This is a genomic window from Fluviirhizobium alvei (assembly GCF_030551875.1).
Classification (GTDB): Bacteria; Pseudomonadota; Alphaproteobacteria; order Rhizobiales; family Rhizobiaceae; genus Rhizobium_E; species Rhizobium_E alvei.
The window spans coordinates 1-17370 of the sequence record NZ_JAUOZU010000004.1 but is presented as its reverse complement, the minus strand read 5'-3'; the positions used below and the strand labels follow the sequence as shown (position 1 = coordinate 17370).

General features: G+C 59.7%; 20 protein-coding genes. 9 read left to right on the top strand and 11 right to left on the bottom strand.

The genetic code is table 11. From position 1 onward, the window contains the following. Positions 1–2: 2 nt before the first annotated feature. Genes mobB through Q4481_RS04530 form a run of 4 tightly spaced genes read right to left on the bottom strand, consistent with a single transcriptional unit; the run spans position 3 to position 3249 of the window. Positions 3–518 carry a molybdopterin-guanine dinucleotide biosynthesis protein B gene (mobB, locus tag Q4481_RS04545; RefSeq protein ID WP_304375117.1) on the bottom strand — a complete coding sequence of 172 codons (516 nt, stop codon included), beginning with the start codon at positions 516–518 and terminating at the stop codon, positions 3–5. Beyond that, positions 515–1135 (bottom strand): molybdenum cofactor guanylyltransferase MobA, encoded by a 621-nt coding sequence (mobA, locus tag Q4481_RS04540; RefSeq protein WP_304375116.1) that lies wholly within the window; start codon positions 1133–1135, stop codon positions 515–517. Before mobA ends, mobB begins: the two co-directional genes overlap by 4 nt. After that, a complete protein-coding gene (locus Q4481_RS04535; protein ID WP_304375114.1) occupies positions 1132–2334 on the bottom strand; it encodes a multidrug effflux MFS transporter in 1203 nt (400 codons plus the stop codon). The genes mobA and Q4481_RS04535 overlap by 4 nt, the downstream gene beginning before the upstream one ends. 9 nt (positions 2335–2343) lie before the next feature. Next, a complete protein-coding gene (locus Q4481_RS04530) occupies positions 2344–3249 on the bottom strand; it encodes a DMT family transporter (protein ID WP_304375113.1) in 906 nt (301 codons plus the stop codon). A 263-nt stretch (positions 3250–3512) separates the two neighbouring features. Here Q4481_RS04530 and Q4481_RS04525 point away from each other — a divergent pair, with 263 nt between their 5' ends. From Q4481_RS04525 to Q4481_RS04515, 3 genes are all read left to right on the top strand, one after another. Next, entirely contained in the window at positions 3513–4598 is a 1086-nt protein-coding gene (locus tag Q4481_RS04525; protein ID WP_304375112.1) for a helix-turn-helix transcriptional regulator, read from the top strand. Between the two features lie 382 nt (positions 4599–4980). After that, complete coding sequence (locus Q4481_RS04520) at positions 4981–5313, top strand: hypothetical protein (protein ID WP_304375111.1); 333 nt, start codon at positions 4981–4983, stop codon at positions 5311–5313. A gap of 66 nt (positions 5314–5379) precedes the next feature. Next, positions 5380–5925, top strand: coding sequence for a hypothetical protein (locus Q4481_RS04515; protein WP_304375110.1), 546 nt, complete (start codon positions 5380–5382; stop codon positions 5923–5925). Here Q4481_RS04515 and Q4481_RS04510 read toward each other — a convergent pair. The 4 genes from Q4481_RS04510 to moaA all read right to left on the bottom strand — a co-directional run bounded on the left by Q4481_RS04510 (position 5881) and on the right by moaA (position 8748). Beyond that, positions 5881–6222: a hypothetical protein gene (locus Q4481_RS04510; RefSeq protein WP_304375109.1), complete on the bottom strand. Its 342-nt coding sequence runs from the start codon at positions 6220–6222 to the stop codon at positions 5881–5883. The two genes, Q4481_RS04515 and Q4481_RS04510, sit on opposite strands and share 45 nt — an antisense overlap. 159 nt (positions 6223–6381) lie before the next feature. Beyond that, on the bottom strand, positions 6382–6987 hold the full coding sequence (locus Q4481_RS04505; RefSeq protein ID WP_304375108.1) for a hypothetical protein: 606 nt from the start codon (positions 6985–6987) through the stop codon (positions 6382–6384). A 23-nt stretch (positions 6988–7010) separates the two neighbouring features. Then, positions 7011–7679: a DUF1176 domain-containing protein gene (locus Q4481_RS04500; protein ID WP_304375107.1), complete on the bottom strand. Its 669-nt coding sequence runs from the start codon at positions 7677–7679 to the stop codon at positions 7011–7013. A 31-nt stretch (positions 7680–7710) separates the two neighbouring features. After that, the gene (gene moaA / locus Q4481_RS04495) at positions 7711–8748 is read right to left on the bottom strand and encodes a GTP 3',8-cyclase MoaA (RefSeq protein WP_304375106.1); all 1038 of its coding nucleotides are present in this window, start codon (positions 8746–8748) and stop codon (positions 7711–7713) included. Positions 8749–8889: 141 nt separating this feature from the next. On the opposite strand from moaA, the gene Q4481_RS04490 reads away from it, so the two are divergent. Further along, complete coding sequence (locus Q4481_RS04490) at positions 8890–9261, top strand: gamma-butyrobetaine hydroxylase family protein (protein ID WP_304375105.1); 372 nt, start codon at positions 8890–8892, stop codon at positions 9259–9261. Here Q4481_RS04490 and Q4481_RS04485 read toward each other — a convergent pair. Then, complete coding sequence (locus Q4481_RS04485; RefSeq protein ID WP_304375104.1) at positions 9242–9727, bottom strand: MarR family winged helix-turn-helix transcriptional regulator; 486 nt, start codon at positions 9725–9727, stop codon at positions 9242–9244. The genes Q4481_RS04490 and Q4481_RS04485 overlap by 20 nt on opposite strands. A gap of 45 nt (positions 9728–9772) precedes the next feature. On the opposite strand from Q4481_RS04485, the gene Q4481_RS04480 reads away from it, so the two are divergent. From Q4481_RS04480 to Q4481_RS04465, 4 genes are all read left to right on the top strand, one after another. Next, the gene (locus Q4481_RS04480; RefSeq protein ID WP_304375103.1) at positions 9773–10660 is read left to right on the top strand and encodes an alpha/beta hydrolase; all 888 of its coding nucleotides are present in this window, start codon (positions 9773–9775) and stop codon (positions 10658–10660) included. Positions 10661–10755: 95 nt separating this feature from the next. Next, the gene (locus Q4481_RS04475; protein WP_304375102.1) at positions 10756–11364 is read left to right on the top strand and encodes a pyridoxamine 5'-phosphate oxidase family protein; all 609 of its coding nucleotides are present in this window, start codon (positions 10756–10758) and stop codon (positions 11362–11364) included. Between the two features lie 95 nt (positions 11365–11459). Then, on the top strand, positions 11460–11852 hold the full coding sequence (locus Q4481_RS04470) for a hypothetical protein (RefSeq protein ID WP_304375100.1): 393 nt from the start codon (positions 11460–11462) through the stop codon (positions 11850–11852). Beyond that, positions 11845–12624: a M15 family metallopeptidase gene (locus tag Q4481_RS04465; protein WP_304375099.1), complete on the top strand. Its 780-nt coding sequence runs from the start codon at positions 11845–11847 to the stop codon at positions 12622–12624. Before Q4481_RS04470 ends, Q4481_RS04465 begins: the two co-directional genes overlap by 8 nt. 52 nt (positions 12625–12676) lie before the next feature. Here Q4481_RS04465 and Q4481_RS04460 read toward each other — a convergent pair whose 3' ends face one another. Next, positions 12677–15112 (bottom strand): calcium-binding protein, encoded by a 2436-nt coding sequence (locus Q4481_RS04460; protein ID WP_304375098.1) that lies wholly within the window; start codon positions 15110–15112, stop codon positions 12677–12679. Between the two features lie 315 nt (positions 15113–15427). Here Q4481_RS04460 and Q4481_RS04455 point away from each other — a divergent pair, with 315 nt between their 5' ends. Further along, a complete protein-coding gene (locus Q4481_RS04455; RefSeq protein WP_304375097.1) occupies positions 15428–16060 on the top strand; it encodes a nucleoside 2-deoxyribosyltransferase in 633 nt (210 codons plus the stop codon). 58 nt (positions 16061–16118) lie between these two features. Here the strand turns inward: Q4481_RS04455 and Q4481_RS04450 are convergent, their stop codons facing one another. After that, positions 16119–16775: a L,D-transpeptidase gene (locus Q4481_RS04450; RefSeq protein WP_377352900.1), complete on the bottom strand. Its 657-nt coding sequence runs from the start codon at positions 16773–16775 to the stop codon at positions 16119–16121. Between the last annotated feature and the right edge of the window lie 595 nt (positions 16776–17370).

Genomic DNA, 17370 nt, shown 5'->3' with positions numbered 1-17370 from the left:
CTTTAGCTCCTTTTCAGTTCGAGCAGGTCGACGACAAAATCGGCGATCGTCAGCGTATCATCGAGATCGAAAACGGGTAATGGCGAATCCGTCACCGCATGATCGGCAGCAATTGCGACAATATGGGGATCGGTCGGCGCGAGTGGCGTGCGATTGGCAGCCTCCAGGCGGCGGGCTTCGATCTTCGGAACCGGCTCGCGCTTGTAGCCCTCGATCACAACGATATCGCAAGGCGCGATACGGGCAAGGATTTCTTCAAGGCTTGGTTCGGGGGCGCCGCGCAATTCGTGCATGATCGCGAAACGGGTGCCGGAAACGATCGTCACTTCATGGGCGCCGGCCTGCCGGTGGCGGAAGGAATCCGCGCCGACCTTGTCGATATCGAAATCATGATGGGCATGCTTGATGGTGGAGACCTTGTAGCCGCGCGCGACGAGTTCGGTGACGAGCCTGACGGTCAGGCCCGTCTTGCCGGAATTCTTCCAGCCGGAAATGCCGAGGATTTTTGGGTGTTTCATGGATTTTCCTCGCCTTCGATATGATGGAGGGCGGTGGCAAGATCGCCCGGCCGGTTGATGTTGAAGAAGGGATCGAGCGGGCCTGTAACCGTCTCCAGCATCGGAAAGGCGACCGGCTTGACCGATAGCGTTTCGAGGAAGATGCGCATTTTCAGCGAGGGCGGATCGCGGAGCCAGGCGTCGAGGCGGGGCAAGGCCGAGAGCGGCCAGAGCGCCACCACCGGCTGCCATTGGTCGCCGGACATGGCGACGGCGGCGCTGTCGGTACCATTGAGACCATCTGCGAGCCGGGCGACGAGATCGTCGGGCAGGAAGGGGCAATCGACCGGTGCCGAGAGCATGTGCGTCGCCGTTTCGCCTGTCTCGGCGAGCAAGGACAGGGCAGCGTGGATGCCGGCAAGCGGGCCCGGGAAATTCGCAAACCGGTCCGAAATGCGTTCTAGGCCATCAACTATAATCGCCGGATCGTTGCTGTTGATGACGAGCCGGTCGCATTGCGGCGCAAGACGCGCGACGATCCGATCGATCAGGCGCATTCCGGCCAGTTCAAGCAGCGCCTTTGGGCTGCCCATGCGGGAGGACAGTCCGCCCGCGAGGATGACGGCTGGAGGTCTCATTCCTCATCAGCCTCCTGCCGGTCGAGGATGCGGATGTAGGACGATGCGAAAAATGACAGGATGGTGGAGGCGAGCATGACGGCCAGCAGCGGGTACGGTCCGGTTTCGCGGCTCAGAACCGCGCTTGCAATGACCGACATGATCGAGCCGCCGCCGATCGTCATGGCGCCGCCGAGGCCGGAGGCTGCGCCGGCGAGATGCGGTGCCACGCTGACCATGCCGGCATTGGCCGAGGGCAGGGTCATGCCATTGCCGAGCCCGACCAGCAGCATCGGCGCGAAAAAGGCCGTCGGCACCTGCCAGCCCGCCCAGAAGAGCAGCATGGGAACGATGGCGCCAGAGGCCGAAACGATGGCGCCGGCATTCATGAGATTGACTGCGCCGAGGCGGGTGGAATAGCGGCCGGAAATGAAGTTGCCGACCATGTAGCCAAGCCCGACATAGGCGAACTGGTAGCCGAGTTCGGACGGGCTCATGCCGAGAATTTCGCTGCCGACGAAGGGGGCGCCGCCGAGATAGGAGAAGAAGACGCCGGAGCCGAAGGTGGCGGTGAAGGAAAAGCCCCAGAAGCGACGCGACCGCAGGAGCTGCGGCCAGGCGCGGAACTGTTCGGTGAAACTGTCGGCCGGCGCCTTGTTGGTTTCAGCCAGTGTCAGCAGGCAGACGAGATAGACAAAACCACCGAAAATGAGAGTGATGGCGAAATTGGCCTGCCAGCCGAAGGAATTGGCGAAATAGCCGCCGATGGCCGGGCTCACCATCGGTACCAGTGTCATGCCCATCGTCACATAACCGAGCATCGATGCGGCCTGGTCGAGCGGGACCATATCGCGCACGATGGCGCGCGACAGGACGAGGCCGGCAATCACGGTTGCCTGTACCATGCGGGCGGCAAGCAGGACGCCGATCGTCGGCGCATAGATGCAGACGAGGGTGGCGACGAGGAAGATGGAAAGCGAGATCAGCAGCACGGGCCGCCGTCCGTAGCGGTCCGACAGCGGACCGATGACGAGCTGAAGCGCCCCCGTGAGCGCCATATAGGCCGACAGCATCAGCTGCACATAGGAATAGGGCACGGCGAAGGCGCGAGCGATTTCGTTGAGCGAGGGCAAGAGGATGTTGAGGTTCAGCGCCCCGAGGCTGGCGATCAGCACGATCGTCAGGATATGCGGTCTTTCGAGCGAGCGGATGGGCAGCATGATGACCCTTCAGGGGGATGGCGAGGTGGCGCGGCGGGCGGCGATCTCGCGATGCAGCTTGTGTTCGCGATAGAAGGCATAGAGGCCGGCGGCGATGACGATGGCCGCGCCGACGAGCATCCAGAGATCCGGGAGTTCACCGAGCAGGAAGATGCCCAGGAGGATAGCCCAGATCAGGCTCGTATAGCGGAAGGGCGCGATGAAGGAGATCTCACCGGTCCGCATGGCGAGGATGATGGTTTGGTAGCCGATGATGAGCATCGACGAGCCGAACAGGAGTGCGGCCAGATGGCTGATGCCGATCGGCTGCCAGCCGCCGAACGGGACGATGAGGGCGCCGCCGGTCAGGGTGACGGCGATTGATGTCGTGGCCGAGATGAAGAGCGACGGGGTGGCCGGATCGATGACCTTGGTGAAGAGGTCGCGGGCGCCGGCGGTGAGAACCGAGCCGACGACAAGAAGCGAGGCGAGGGTAAAACCTTCCGCACCCGGCCGGATGATGACGAGCACACCACAAAAGCCGACGAGAATGGCCGCCCAGCGGCGCCAGCCGACCGGTTCGCCGAGGAAGAGCGCGGCCCCCATGGTGACGGCCAGCGGCAGGGCCTGCAGAATGGCCGCCGCGTTCGGAAGCGGGATCATCGAGAGTGCCGTGACATAGGTCACCGACGCGAGGACTTCGCAGAAGGCGCGCAAGAGCAGCCGCGGGTCCCTGAGCGTCGACAGCGGGCGCAAGGCCCCGAGCCGCCAGGCGATGATGAGGATCATGGTCGAGGACATCAGGCCGCGGACGAACATGATCTGTCCGGCATTCATATCGGGTGCCACGACCTTCACCATCGCATCGTTGATGGTGAAGCTGGCCATCGACAGCGACATCAGCAGCGCGCCCTTGATATTGTCGTTCATGGCCATGATGGGAACCGGAGTGCGAAACAATGAGATGATTGGTTCTCATAGCGGCTTGACCGGCCAAGCACAATCACGCGGGCGACTGGATTATCGATCCGGTATTTGGTGTCGTTTCTGTTCGAGCGCAATGACCGATCGGCAAAGTGTGCAATCGAAAAACTTCAATCAAGAAATGATTGCAATTTCAAGGCGAATCTCAGGAATATCCTTCAGATTTGAGGCAGGTTTTCGGGGCGGAAAACTGTCGTAGCGTGAGGAGAATAGTCTTGGTTGAGATTTCTGCCATTATCGACAGGGTTTATGAGGCAGCCTTTATCCCGGAAAACTGGTTGCCAATCCTTGATGATCTGGCGAAACTGGCCGAAGCTCACGGCACGGCACTGTTCAATCCGCGGATTGCCGCCACAAATGCGCTGGCGTCCCGCTCCCTTTCCGATATGCATCACAAGATGCAGGCCGAGGGGTGGTTTGAACGCAATACGAGAGCTGCAAGGCTCATTTCGATCGATCATCATGGCTTTGTCGACGAGGCCCAGTATTTCTCCGATCATGATGTCCGCACCCAGCCGATCTTCACCGAAGTGATCCGACCCCTGGGATACGGCTTCGGCACATCGACATTCATCAAAATGCCGACCGGCGACGCAATCATCGTGGCGGTGGAGAAAAAGCTGGATACCGGACCGGTGACCGCGCGGTCGATCGCGGCACTCGACCGGATCCGGCCGCACCTGGCGCGGGCCGCAATGATGTCGAGCCAGCTTGAATTCGAGCGTGTCAATGCGGCGGTCGAGGCGTTGCGATTGGCCAATCTGCCCGCCGCTGTCCTCCGCCACGATGGGCGCGTGATGGCTGCCAATGCCTTGCTCGAGCGTTTCGCGCCACAGATTTCGATTGCCGCGCATGACTTCGTTCGCTTTCAGTATTCGCCTGCCAACGCGCTTCTTGCCGAAATGCTCGCGATGGCGCATGGCGAAAGCCGGCAGGCAAGCCGATCCTTTCCGCTTCCGCGCATTGAAGATGCGCCGCCGGCGGTGGTTCATCTGGTGCCCGTGCGCGGCAACGCATGCGACATCTTTGCCAACGCAGCCTATTTCCTGATTGTGACTCCGATCGATCGTTCGCGCGTGCCGACCGCGGAGACGATACAGGGACTGTTCGATCTCACGCCTGCAGAAGCGCGGGTGGCGCAGAACCTTGCGATGGGCCGGGATATTTCGATGACGGCCGAACAACTCGCGGTCAGCGCCGAAACCGTCCGAAGCCAGGTCAAGTCGATCCTGTCGAAATCCGGCATGTCGCGGCAGGCGGACTTCGTGGCGGCGCTCGCGAGCCTTCGACCGATCGAATAGCGTTTCAAATCCCATCCATTCTGCGCAGGCATCACTTCAAGGGCGGCAAAAGCTTTTGATGAGGTCTTTGTTGGTTTTCTCCTGTCGGGTCTCCGGCTTCTAGGGAAGTGGGGGTGCCGTCCTGTTTCGGGCAATGTTTACCATAGAGCGCAAACAGGATCTCTTCAGTATGCTGTTTCACCCAAATGGGTGATGAAGGAATTGTACTCGTAAATTAAAGTATGTAATTTTGTATATCTAAGTAAAAAGTAGATTTTCTGCTATTAATAGTAAATATTAATTATGGAAAACATCGATAAATCAAGAATATTGACTCGTAATGTGTTGTGATGCTTTTTGACTGTACCGCAATGGAGCGGGTATTAGTTCAAGAGGGTTCTCAATGATCAAGAAAGTAAACCTGTTTGCAGTCGCCTTTGCCACGGTCGTGACCGGTGGTTCGATGCTGGCTTCGGTGGATTCTGCCAATGCCGAAGTCTATACGCGCAAGGAGCGGATCAACCGCGATGTGTGCTATCAGTCGCGTCGTGTACCGGCGACCGTCGCCTACAACACCCGCGGCATCAAGCTTCGGGATGCCTCGCGCAGCTGGGAAGGCAACATGCAGCGGCATGGCGCCCAGGTTCGCGACCGCTACAATGACGAGGTCTATATCCAGACCCGTGAAATCATCGAAGACCAGCACATGACCCTGGTTCCGGTTCCCTGCCGTTGATCGTGAGAAGGCGCGGCGGAGCTCCTGCCGCGCCTTCATTTAACCTGTTCGGTCATGGAGGCTGGAATGGCTGTGAATGTGTTTCGGGAAGTTCGGGCGATGGGCGTGCTGTTGTTTTGCACCGCCATGCCGCTCGTAGCGGGCGCCGCCCAGCTCGATGGTGAGAGTGGACGCCGGATCGAGGTCCGGTTCCTGGTCGAAGGCGGCCAGATCAATGTCCAGCAGCCACAGAAGGCGGAGCCCAAGTCCATCGACGAGGGTGGGATCTATTCCGGCGACGCCTTGCTCGACGCCATGAATGCGATGCCGCCCGCCGATGGGGCTGGCGGAAAGTTTCTGGATTCGACGCTTCTTCTTTCCGTATCGAGCGAAGATGGCGCGCTTTCCTCGCGACAGAAGGCAGCCTTTTGTCACGAACTGGATCTCTATTCCAAGCCATCGGCACCGGAACAGATGCTTGCCAGCTGCGATGGCGCCATATTCTCCTATGCCGTCACGGAAAACGGGATCTCCTTTTCAAGAGACGGTGAGGAGATTGGAACCTTTGGGCTCGAGAGCGGCTTTTATCTAATTAACGGTGCGCTCAGCCGGATTCCGGTTGTTCGTCAGTGAGCGACGGTGCTGCAAGACGCGCTCGACCGGCATGGAATTGAAAAGCGCGTCCACCGGTGCCGGCATCGGGAGATATTTCAGCTGTGCCGGATCCGGAAAGGCCGAGTAGCGGACATTGTCCCCCTGGACGCAGATCTGGTCGAGCGGCAGCTGCTGTAGATAGCGGACATAACAGGCTGTATCGTCGCTCGTGTAGGCATAGATCACGGCTTGCGGAAGGGGCGGGCGCCGTGCATTCGAAGCCGAAACGCAGCCGGCCAGACAGATCGTGGAGAGAAGGACGGCAACGCTTTTCATAAAGGTTCCTTTCCTTCCTGATATCTCAAAACATGGTTAATTTTTTATTGATGGCGGTTCCTCGACAAGGGTGATGGCGGGGGCGGGCGGACCTTTGGGTGCGAGCCGATCTATGCCGGAGCGACCTGCAGCTGTCGTGTCACCTCTTACAAGCTGGTGTCACTCTTCGGCCGGTTCCGCCGGCTTTTCCGTAAGCTTGCCATCCTCGATGCGGTAGGCATCGCTTTCGGAGAACAGGAAGCTTCCTTCGTGGAATTTCCAGATGGAGTAATATTCCGCGTAACGATCCCAGGTGTTGGCGGAGATCGTATTGTCCTCGCGATTGAAATCGCCGCCGAGCACGATGTCCTGGGCGGCAAAGCCTTCCATGCCCGTCCGGCGAATGCCGGATTCCTCGTTTTCATCCTTGACGAAACGGCCATAGGGCCAGGCGAGCGAAATGACGGAGAAGGTGCCGTCTTCCGCCTTCTGGATGAAGGCGGCGCTGCCGAAATGGGCGAAGTTGTCACAGAAGAACTGGAAGACCTTCATTCGGTGTTCGGGCGTCTTTTCATCTTCGCCCTCGTTTTTCCACGCGATCGGGAAGACGCTCGGATTGTCGAGATAGTCCGGAAGGAAGGCGCTATCGCCGCAACGGCCGGCAAAGGCGACCTTGAAGAGGGCGGCAGCCCCGGCGATGTCGGGGTCGGGTGCGTCCTGGGCCATCACAGGTGCAGCCATCGTTAGCAGGAGCAGACCGGAGGCGATTGAAAGACGATGTTTCATTGCGCGACCTCCGGTCCTTTCGATTATTTCTCCGGATAGACCGTATAGCTCTCGGGCTGGCCGGCCACCGGCTTGTCGGCATTGGCGTCATAGGTCGGATCGACCTCGTATTTCTTCAGCACGAATTCGCCCTCGATGAATTCCCAGCTGCCGGACGACCAGGCATCGCCGATGCCGCGCCATTTGGCGCCGGAGAAGATCGTCTTGGTGGCCGGGTCATAGTCGGAATTGATCTGTTCGGTGCGGGCAAGATAACCGACCACCTTCGGCGGCGCCTTCAGCGCGTTGAAATTCTCGTCCGTATAGTCATAGGCGAGTTTCGGCTCGGAAAAGGACAGGAGCTTGAAATCGCTCTCCGCGCTCTCGCGGCCGACATAGACGAAGACTTCGTTGTAGGCACCGGAAAAGCAATAGAGACGAACGAGGGTATACTGGTTGTCCGGCTCGTCCTGGCCCTGGCCGGCATAGCGCCAGGGAATGTAATAGACGGCGCTGCGTTCGGCTTCGTTCCCATCGATGGCGGTGGCGAAATCGCAGGCGCTGCCCATGACGGGCGCCGCCCACTGGGCCGCCTTGCGGATCATGTCCTTGTCGGTCTCGGCGGCGAACGCGCTCGAAGCGGAAAGAAGCGTGAGGAGAGAGAAGAGGGGCAGGCGGAAATTCATGATCGATGCCATTCGGTTGGTTGCCATTCCGGCCTGAAGACTGCCGGTCCGGCAGCCATCAGCCACCGGTCACGCTCATATGACGTGCGACAGCGGGTCGATTATTCGCCCGGTCGATGATGAAATCATGCCCCTTGGGCTTGCGGCGGATCGCATCATCGATCGCGGCATTGAGAATGGCGGGATCGTCGGAAGCACGCAGCACGGCACGCAGGTCGGCAGCGTCATTCTGGCCGAGGCACATGTAGAGTGTACCGGTGCAGGTGAGGCGGACCCGGTTGCAGCTTTCGCAGAAATTATGCGTCATCGGCGTGATGAAGCCGAGTTTGCCGCCCGTTTCGGCGACCCGGACATAGCGGGCGGGACCACCGGTGCGGAAGGGAATGTCGCTCAGCGTGAAGCGTTCGGAGAGGCTGGCGCGAAGCTCGGAGAGCGGCAGATACTGATCGGTGCGATCCTCGTCGATCTCGCCCATCGGCATCGTTTCGATCACCGTCATGTCCATACCGCGCCCATGGGCCCAGGTCATGATGTCGGGGATTTCGCGGTCGTTGAAATCCTTAAGCGCCACGGCGTTGATCTTGATCGCGATGCCGGCCTTCTGAGCCGCATCGACGCCCGCGAGTACCTGCGCGAGATCGCCGATACGGGTGATGGCGCGGAACTTGTCCGGATCGAGCGTATCGATCGAAACATTGATGCGGCGGACGCCGCAATCGGCGAGTTCGGCGGCATATTTCGCCAGCTGCGAACCGTTGGTGGTGAGGGTGAGTTCGTCCAGTCCGCCCGGGCCGATCTTTTCGCCCAGTTTGCGGACGAGATACATGATGTTATGGCGCACCAGCGGTTCGCCGCCGGTGAGGCGGATCTTGCGCACGCCCTTGTCGATGAAGGCCGAACAGAGGCGGTCGAGCTCTTCGAGCGTCAGAAGATCCTTCTTCGGCAGGAAGGTCATCTTTTCCGCCATGCAATAGGTGCAGCGGAAATCGCAACGATCAGTCACCGAAACGCGCAGGTAGGAGACCATCCGTCCGAACGGATCGATCATCGGGGGTGTCTTGTCAGTCTCGGCCAATGGACCGGGATGGCTGTTCATGCGGTTCTCCTCCGGGCGCCAGTCTGCCCGAGCGCCTTATCCGTCAGCAAGCGAATATAGGATGCTCCTAATGATGTTTGAAGGCAAAATGTCTTGCAGATGCGACAGTCGCGAACTAACTGGGGACAAAAGGATGTGATCATGAGCAACTGGCCGACGGAATTGCGTGTAACCAAGGACCGCCAACGCCTGGCGGTGACTTTCGACGATGGTACGGCGTTCGAACTTTCCGCCGAGATGCTGCGGGTTCTGTCACCGTCAGCAGAAGTCCAAGGCCATGGTCCGGGCCAGAAGCTGACGGTGCCAGGCAAACGCAACGTGCAGATCATTTCCGTGCAGCCGGTCGGCAATTATGCGATCCGCATCGGCTTTGACGATTCCCACGACAGCGGCATCTATACCTGGTCCTACCTCCGCGAACTCGGCGAAAAGGGCGGCGAATTGTTTGCCGCCTACGAACAGGAACTCGCAGACAAGGGCATGAGCCGCGATATCAGCGCGAAGCCGCGCTAACCATGTCGGCCTCGTCCTCCTCGAGGAGCATGGCGACGATGCGCTCCATCTGTTCGCTGGTCTGGATACAGCGTTCCTCATCCGAACCGGCCATGACCTGATCGATCAGCGCGGTCTGGATCTTCAAGGCCTTCTCGGTGAGGTTCTTGCCTTCCTTGGTCAGGTAGAGACGCAGGACGCGCCGATCGCGCCCGTCGCCCCGCCGCTCGACCAGACCGCGCTTTTCGAGCTGCGGCAGGAGCATCGACATGTTGGACCGGCCGACGAGCAGCTTGCGCGCCAGCTCCTGTTGCGAGATGCCTTCGCGCTTGTAGAGATTGGCGAGAATATCGAGATGCGGCGGCTTGAGATCCAGATGCGCGAGATTGCGCGTCAGCGTCAGCTGCATCAGCTGGCAGGCGCGGGCCACGGCAATCCAGGTCCGAAAACGGGGATGGTCCCAAGGGAGGACTTGATTTTCGTTCATTCTTGTACTTTATTGTTCAGCATTGAACATTTTGAGGCGACATAGATGGCATCTTATCTTTTCAGGCTGACAGGGCAAGCGCTCAATCTGACCGGGCATGTTTCGCCTGCGGCTGCCGGCAATCTCGCTTTCCGGCTCTTCAGCCGCACACCGGGCGGCAAGCCGACGAACCACAAGGAAAAGGCGCTGCTGGCAGCCACCCGGGCCCGGATGGCCGAAGGGATTCGGGCCGATCTGCCGATCGGGGCAAACCGGACCGTGGCGGCCTATCGTTTCGCACCGCTCGGCACCGCCAACGGCAAGACGCTGCTTGTCGTCCATGGCTGGGGCTCGCGGATCGCCTATCTGCAGACGCTCATCACCGGGCTCCGGCAGGCAGGCTTTGCGGTCGTCGGGCTCGATCTGCCCGGGCATGGCCATTCGTCGGGGCGCAATCTCACCGTGCCGCTCGCGCTCGCCGGAATTCGCGCCGCCTGGGATCATCTGGGCCCCTTCGATGCTGTCGTCGGCCATTCGTTCGGTGGATTCGTTTCCGCGATGGCGACCGCGCTGCCCGAAGAATATGGCAAGGCGATCGATCCCGGCCGGCTGGTTCTGATTGCGGCGCCGGCGACGGCATCCTCGGCCTTCGATCATTTCGGTTCGATGCTGGGCCTGAAGCCGAAGACGCGGCTGGCGCTCGATCACCGGGTCGAGCGGATTACAGGTCGGCCGACCACCTTCTTCGATGCGGCGCGGATGTTGTCCAGCCGTGGCAATCTTCCCGTTCTCGTCCTGCATGCCGAAGACGATCGCGAAGTGAAGGCCGATGCGGCACGTCGGTACGACCGGGCGGGCGCGCATGTGACCCTGCGCTGGACCAACGGTCTCGGCCATCGCCGCATCGTTCAATCACAGGAAGTGATCACTGCCATCACCGATTTCCTCGTGTAGCTGTCACAGTCTTTCGTTAGGATGACGGGCGGAAAAGAATGCGCCGGTCATCCGAATTTCGGCTTGCGGCGCCCATACGATCAAGGGAGCAGGCGATGCGCAAGGTGGAGACGGTCGAGGAACTCAATGCGCTTTATGGCGAACCGGCCGAAGCCTCGATCCTCAAGGTAACGCCGCACCTGACGCAGGCCTATCGCCGCATGATCGAGGCGTCTCCCTTTGTGGCGCTGGCAACCGTCGGGCCTGAAGGGCTCGATTGTTCGCCGCGCGGCGATGCCGGGCAGGTGGTGTTCGTCGACAATGACCATGTGTTGATGCTGCCCGACTGGCGCGGCAACAACCGCGTCGATTCGCTCGCCAACATCGTGCGCGATCCGCGTGTGGCGCTGATGTTCCTCATCCCGGGTTCCAACTCAACCATGCGGGTCAATGGCAGGGCGATCGTTGCGATCGACGAGGAGACCTGCCACCGGTTCGAAATGGACGGGCGGCACCCGCGTTCGGTGGTGGTGATCGAGATTGCCGAGGTCTATGTGCAATGCGCCCGCGCCGTCATTCGCGCCGATCTCTGGAACAGCGACAAGCATGTCGATGCGAATACACTGCCGACGGTGGGCGCGATGATGACGGAAATCAAGGCCGGTTTCGACGGAGCCAGCTATGATCGCGACTGGCCGGGTCGCGCAGCCAAGACCATGTGGTGACTGAATTTTTTTCGAATAAACCGACGTGACGAACCGTCTTCTGGCTGCAACATTGTGCAGGGCCGGGGGCTCAACCGGTCCAAAGGGAGACATTTATGCGCAAGACCATTCCAGCCGTCGTCGCGATTGCGGCGGCCCTCCTTCTCCAGACGACCCAGATGGCTCGGGCCGATGACCTGGTGGACGAGTACAATGCCTATATCGGCGAGGACGATCTCTACAATTCCAACGGCGAGCGCCTGCGCGAGCCCTGGCAGATCATCCGTCAGGATCGCGCCAACTATCACAAGTTCAAGATCCGTCAGCGCGGCGACGAGGGCGACCAGTTCTTCTCTTCGGTCGACAACCGCGCCGCAGCCGAACGCATGATCCGCGACGGGACGATGACCCGCGATGCGCGCGAGCTCCTGCTTCAGGGCGACGTGACGATCAACGTCAAGGTGTTCGAAGGCGATGATGGCGATTATCTCAAGATCACTGTTGAATAAGGGTCTGGCCGCGCTCGCGCTTCTTGCAGCCGTTGCCTCGCCCGCTGCGGCGCTGACGCTCGACGAAAAGATAGGCATCCTCCGCGATGCCTATCCCGACACGATCGCTGCGGTCGCCGATGGCAAGATCCGCATGAAATCCGGTGCCGAAATCATCATCGACGACGGCAAGGTGCGCGACCACTTCCAGAAGCTGGAGCAGGGCGACATCGAGGATTCGCTGCAGCAGACCTATCCGGCCGGCGCTTGCGAAACCCGACCGGAGGTGAATTTCGACCCCGGTCGTATCCGCTCGGAAGCGCTGATGCGGGCGATGTATGGCGACAGCGCCAAGGTGGTGAAAGCAGAGCTTTCGCCGGTGGAGTGGTTCGGTGAAACGCTGCGGGTGACGAAGGTCAATGGTGTCGACAAGGCGCTCGGAAAAGTGCGCGATGAACTGGCGGCGCATGCCGAGCTCAAGCGCTACCTGGCGCCGTCCGCCGGCGTGTTCAACTGGCGCAAGGTTTCAGGCCAGACAAACCTCTCGGTCCATAGTTTCGGTGCCGCGATCGACATCAACACCAAGTTTGCCGACTACTGGATCTGGTCGGGCGGCAAGCCGGGCCATGTGCCCAAATATGCCAACAAATATCCGATGCAGATCATCGATATTTTCGAGCGCCACGGTTTCATCTGGGGTGGTCGCTGGTATCACTATGACACGATGCATTTTGAATACCGGCCCGAGCTGATCGAGATCGGCCGGCGTGAAGGTGTTTCGGCCTGCAAGTAAGAAACCAGATTGTTATGAAAATGCCGGGGAGTGGCTGCTTCCCGGCTCGGCCTCAAAGCAGGAAATCGCTCTTGGCCAGCTTCGCGACATTGTCCAGCACGATTTCGAAATCAAGGATGTTGTCGCCGTTGAAATCGATTTGAACATGGGAATCACCATCCGAAAAGGCAACATGGATCTGGTTTGCCTTCCCGCGAAACGCCGTCGTGCCGAGATAGGTGAAGGTGCCGGCAAATCCCGACAGGTCGATATCGTCTTCCACCTGTTTGAAATCGGTAATGTGATCCGCCTTGACGCCCTTGCCGGAGTCGTTTGCGAGACTGAATTCGAACAGGTCCGTGCCATTGCCGCCGGTCAGCGTATCGACGCCGGAGCCGCCGGCCAGATCATCGTTGCCGTCGCCGCCAGAAAGCGTGTCGTTTCCGCCGAGACCCGTAAGACGATTGGCCGCCTTGTTGCCGAACACTATGTTCCCGAGACCATTGCCGGTGCCATCGATCGCCGAGGTTCCGGAAAGCGTCAGGTTCTCGACATGGTTGGCGAGCGCAAAAGTGATTGACGCCAAGACCTTGTCGGTGCCCTCGTTCTTCTTTTCGATGGTGGTGTCGCCGCTGTTATCGACGGTGTAAGTGTCGTCATCGGCACCACCCTCCATACGGTCCATACCGGCCTTGCCATTTAGCTTGTCGTCGCCGGCCAGCCCCTTGAGAATATCGTCCTCTAGAGTGCCGTTGAGTGCGTTGGCATCGCCATCGCCGAGAATTACATCGGTGACCGCAGAAACGTTGAAGGTGATCTTGTTGGCGGTCGGATCAAGGTCGACGCCGCCCGAAAGCGTGCCGCCATCATCCCGAACCTTGAAGCCAATCTCGGCGAGCGCATTGCCCGACCGGTTTGTCGGTGGCGTCCAGACAAGATCGGCGATATTGGCGAGATCGATAGACTGGTTCGCGGCGACAGTGACCCCGTTCAGAGTCAACGTGCCCTTGAGCGGCAATGAGGTAATGACAATACCGGCGAAACTATCGCCATCGGTGTCGGAAAAGCCGAAATCGTCGGCTGTGAACGTGTAGACCGTATCTTCAGTAACCGTCAGAGCCTTGTCTGTGCCGGCCGGTGCTTCGTTGAGGACGGCAAAGGTTTTCTGAACGATGCCGGCCAGCGAGCCATCCGGGCCGGTCGCCTCGAATGTGACGACGAAGGATCCTTTTTGCAGAGCCGTGATTTCTGGAAGCGGCTTTGCGAGATCTGTCTCATCCGAATAGACGAGGACTTCGCCATCCACTTTGTTACCCTCGGCATCGAAGACCTGCAGATAGATATCGTATCCGGGAACAACAGGATTTCCCTGCGTGTAGGATCGCCAGACGGTCACATAACCGCCATTGGAAAGAGCGGTAACTTCGGGCGCGTTCTGGGTATCCGTCGTCGTCGTATTGACATGTCCGACAGTGCCAATCTTGTCGCCCTGCGCGTCAAAGACCTGCTGGTAGATCTCATGCGTGTTTGTCGACGAGGCCGTCACCCAGGTTGCGACGAAGCCACCGCCATTGAGGGCCGTCAGTCCCAGTCCCTCGCTGCTGGTTCCCTCGGTCTCGCCGAGATTCAGCGTGACCGTATCGCCGGCCGTCCCATCCGCGCCATAGAAGCGGAGCTTATGGTAGAAATCGCCGTGGGCATTGTTGACCATTCCCAACCAGCCGATGACCCAGCCACCACCTTCGAGAACGGCAATTTGCGGCAGGCCCTGATAGTAGTCGTCAGGTATGATATCGACAGCGACTGAGATTTCCTCAAGGCCTGCCACGGGATCCAGGTTCTCGTCGTATATGGTGAAAAGCACATCGGCGGGGTTGTAGCCCGTATAGGTGAACCAGGCGGCGATGAACCCGCCGTTGGCAAGAGGCGCGACCTGCGCATCCTGCTGAAGCCCGGTCGTGGCGGCATGTAACAGGCCGCCATCGGTGACGATTGTCGCGATGTTCGACTGGTCGTAGTCGATATGGCCGGTGTGATAATAGGTGTCGTTGCCCATCTGGTAGCTGAGTACCCAACCGGATTGGAGGCCGCCGGCGGGATCAAGAGCCGCAAGCGATACGTTGCTGGCATCGCTGCTCGAAGAAACGCTGGCCAGCAGTTCGGATGGCGCAATGGCCGTACCATCGCTTTGAAAGACCTGTTCGTAGATGGACGTAACGCCCGATGTGTTTTGCCCGACGCTTTCCCAGACTACGACCCAGCCGCCGTCCGCGAGGGCTACCACCAGAGGATTGCGCTGTTCACCGGTGGAATAGTCATTGACCGTTGTTTCATCGACGCGAACAGATCCATCGGCATTGAAGACCTTTAGATGGATGTCGTAACTCGACATCTGGTCTTCCCAGGTCACAATCCAGCCGCCATCGGCAAGAACCGTAATCGCAGGGTCGCTCTGCATTCCGGTTGTGACTGTATTGACGACAGTCGTTTCGCTGACGATGTAAGTCATGTTCCGCCCAGTTTTCGCAAGTATATGTTTTTGGGATCTCCCTTTGGTTAAGAAAATATTACCATTTTAAAATTGGCAATCGAAATCTCTATTTCGAGCCTGCTTTTTCCGGCAGTAAACTTTGTCGCAATCCTAGACCGATGCGTTTGCATCGCTCTCCGGTCTGCTGCGCGTCGGATGACGGCGTCCGGTCCCACGCAATCGCTTCCTATCATCGACACTTGGTATAAGCCGCCTTCCGCCTTTCCGGCGAGCTTCCCAACCCGGTATCGTCATGCTAGGTCTTTGAAGTGTTTATGAATTCGAAAGATCGCCATGACGATGAAGCTCTATATTGCCGGACCCGAAGTTTTCCTTCCCAACGCACGCGAGATGTTGACGCGGAAGGCCGAACTTGCGCGACAGTATGGTTTCGAGCCGCTCTGCCCCGGCGATCTCGAAATCCCCAAGACCGACAGTCTGCGACAGATGGGGCTCGCGATCAGCGAGATCGACGAGCATATGATGAATCAGTCGCAGGCGGTGATCGCCAACCTGACGCCGTTCCGCGGCATCGCCGCTGATCCCGGCACGGTGTTCGAACTCGGCTATATGTGCGGGCAGGGCAAGCTCGTTGCCGTCTATACCAACGTCGCGGCCAATCACTATGAGCGGGTGCTCGCCTATTACAATGGCGAGGTTTCGATTGACGATCATGGTCACAAGCGCGGGCCGGACGGGCTGTCGCTCGAGGATTTCGGCATGATCGAGAACCTGATGCTCGATGGCGGGGTGGAGCGTCGCGGCGGCCATGTCGCAATCCATGCAGCCGAACCTGAAGCGCTCTATACCGATCTGACGGGTTTTATTGCCTGCCTCGAAGCACTCGCCGCCAAGGTGAAGGTGATGGAGGCGGCGCGCGACCATGGTCGGAAGGTCGACACGCTCGACGCCAGCAACGACGACTGAACGGAAAGGCCCCCGGAGTGATGCCGAGGGCCTTAAGGGTTTGTTTCTGAAGTGGATATCAATCGCGGACCACGACGGTGGCGCCGATCTTGACGCTGGCATAGAGATGTTCGACATCCTCGTTGGCCATGCGGATGCAGCCCGAGGACATGGCCTGGCCGATCGATGCCGGCTGGTTGGTTCCATGGATGCGATATTCGGTGGAACCGAGATACATCGCGCGGGCGCCGAGCGGATTGTCGATGCCGCCTTCCATGCGCACTGGCAGGATGTGGCCCTTCTTGGCCTCGCGGATGCGCATTTCTTCCGGCGGGTTCCAGCTCGGCCATTCGGTCTTGGCGGTCACTTTTTCGGTGCCGGTCCAGCGGAAACCGTCGCGGCCGACCGAGATGCCGTAGCGCATGGCAAGGCCCGGCGCGATGACGTGGTAGAGGCGACGCTCGGAATTGTCGACGATGATGGTGCCCGGTGCCACGGCGCTATCGAAGGAGACGAGCTTGCGGGCGACCGGCGAGGTGTGAATGGTCTTCTTCACCTTCTTCTCGGGCTTGGCAGCGTTCAGGACATCGAGCCAGCCGGTCTTGGCATTCTTGCTTTCGAGAAAGGCGACTTCGATGGCATTGTCCTGCTTCTTGAACAGGAAGCCGGCTTGCGCCGGGGCAGTGAGGGCGATCGTGGCAGCGACGGCTGCGAGAATGGTCTTGAACATGGTCATCTCCGTTCTGTTCCGGGAGAGGGGCCATTTGCCCTGGGCCGCGCCTCATCCCCTGTTGATGAGAGGGTTCTAACGAATGCCGGGATTTGCCGCTGTTCCGGCGGGAACACGGGCGTTTCGGGTGCGGGCGGCACTCAATATTTGTCATGGCTGGGCTTCCTGCTTTCGTCATGGTCGGGCCTGTCCCGACCATCTGCTGCCGGCAAATTCACCCGCTACGTTGATTGCCTGGCTGAGCTCAGCAGATCCTCGGCACAGGGCCGAGGATGACGGTCGAGAGGGCTGCGCCGCTGTTCATGGTAGCGTCCGTCCAACGGCGTCATGGTCGGATACCCGTACCGCCGTCATGGTCGGGCCTGTCCCGACCATCCGCTGCCGCCGAATTCAGTCACGACGTCGATTGTGTGGCAAATCAAGGCAGATCCTCGGCACAGGGCCGAGGATGATAGTCGAGAGGTTTGCGCCTCGGCTATGGTCGGACGCGCCATCGCCGTCGTAGTCGAGCGCAACATTCGTAGTCGTCATGGTCGGGCCTGTCCCGACCATCTGCTGCCGGCAAATTCACCCGCTACGTTGATTGCCTGGCTGAGCTCAG